The following is a 1,860-nucleotide window of genomic DNA, read 5'->3' on the forward strand; positions in this document are numbered from 1 at the left end:
CCGCCGCGGTGGAGGACGCCCCGGTGCGGCTCGTCCTGGGCGACGAGGCCCTGCTGGTCGAGCGGGCCGTCTCCGGCGCGGTCGCGGCCGCCCGCCGTCGGGATCCCGACGTCGAGGTCCGCACGCTGCGCGCCTCGGAGATCACCGCCGGGGTGCTCGCCGAGCTGGTCAGCCCGTCGCTGTTCGCCGAGGCCCGCGTCGTGGTGCTCGAGGCCGCGCAGGACGCGAACGCCGAGGTCACCACGGTGCTCGTCGACTACGCGAAGGCCCCCACCGAGGGCGTCGCGCTCGTCGCCGTGCATGCGGGCGGGGCCAAGGGCAAGGCGCTGGCCGACGGGTTGAAGAAGGCGGGCGCGGCGGTCACCGAGGCCCCGAAGCTCGGGAAGTACGACCAGCGGGCCGACTTCGTGCGCGCCGAGGTCCGGCAGTCGGGCGGCACCATCACCGGCGACGCGCTGGGGCTGCTGCTCGACGCCGTCGGGTCGGACCTGCGCGAGCTCGCGGCTGCGGCGTCGCAGCTCGTCAGCGACTCGGGAGGGCAGGTCGACGCCGAGGCGGTGCGGCGCTTCCACCGCGGGCGGGCCGACGTCACCGGGTTCGCGGTCGCCGAGCGCGCGGTGACGGGGGACCGGGCGGGAGCGCTCGAGGCGCTGCGCTGGGCGCTCGACACCGGGGTGGCGCACGTGCTCGTGGCCGACGCGCTGGCCGATGCGGTGCGCACCATCGCGCGGGTGTCGGCCGCGGGCCGGGGAGACCCGTACCGGATGGCCTCCGAGCTCAAGATGCCGCCGTGGAAGGTCAAGAAGGCCCAGGGGCAGGCCCGCGGCTGGGACGGCCCGGGGCTCAACCGGGCGATGTCGCTGGTCGCCGACGTGAACGCCGACGTCAAGGGCGCCGCGGCCGACCCGGCGTACGCGCTCGAGCGGGCCACGGTCGAGCTGGCCGCGCTGGCCGGTCACGCCCGCCGGCGCTGAGCCGGGGGGCCGCCCGTCCGCGTCCGCCCATGATCATCAGCACGCCAGGCACCTCGGGGGCGCCCCGAGCCTGCGTGCAGTGCCCCTCGTCGTCGGGGCCTGGAATGGACAGCCCGGCCTTCATGATCAACAGCACGCCAGGCACCTCGGAGGCGCCTGGAGCCTGCGTGCGGTGCCCCTGATCGAGGGGCGCTCAGCGGGTCGTCCGCCGCCCGTTGATCAACAGCACACCAGGCACCTCAGGGGCGCCCCGACCCTGCGTGCAGTGCCCCTCGCCGTCGGAGCCTGGGATGGTCAGCCCGGCCTCCATGATCACGAGCACGTGAGCCATCTCGCGTACGTCTGAGACCTGAGCAGTGTGCCCCTCGACGGCGACGGCCGGCGACGGCCGGCCGGGCGGCGACGTCGGCTCGTCAGCCACGCTCCATGATCAGGAGCACCTCAGGCACCCGACGAGCGCCCCCGACCTGCGTGCAGTGCCCCTCGACGTCGAGCCACCGACCCCCGAGACGAGCGAAGGGCACCTGCGGTCGATAGAACCGACCGAAGGTGCCCTTCGTTCACGACGTTCGCGCAGACCGGCTCAGGCCGGCGTCTTGCCGCCCTTGGCGTCGACGGTGAAGCGCGCGCCGCGGTGGGCCATGCGCGACTTCTTGTTCGCCGCCTGGTTCTTGTGGATGACGCCCTTGCTCACGGCCTTGTCGAGCAGACGGCCGGCCTCGCGGCGGCGCTCGTCGGCGGCCGAGGTGTCACCGGACTCGAGGGTCTCGCGGTACCGACGGATCGCGGTCTTGATGCGCGACTTGACGGCCTTGTTCCGCTGACGAGCCTCCTCGTTCTTGCGGTTGCGCTTGACCTGCTGCTTGATGTTCGCCACGGGGCCTTC

Annotated in this window: 2 protein-coding genes; one reads left to right on the forward strand and one right to left on the reverse strand. The window is 74.0% G+C overall.

Translation table 11 applies throughout. The features are described from left to right. Positions 1–8 precede the first annotated feature (8 nt). Positions 9–974: a DNA polymerase III subunit delta gene (gene holA / locus AC0CYZ_RS15405; protein WP_472216822.1), complete on the forward strand. Its 966-nt coding sequence runs from the start codon at positions 9–11 to the stop codon at positions 972–974. 583 nt (positions 975–1,557) lie between these two features. On the opposite strand, the gene rpsT is transcribed toward holA, so the two are convergent. Beyond that, positions 1,558–1,851, reverse strand: a complete 294-nt coding sequence (gene rpsT / locus AC0CYZ_RS15410) for a 30S ribosomal protein S20 (protein WP_472216824.1) — start codon at positions 1,849–1,851, stop codon at positions 1,558–1,560. Between the last annotated feature and the right edge of the window lie 9 nt (positions 1,852–1,860).

It is taken from the genome of Actinomycetospora sp., from assembly GCF_055612215.1.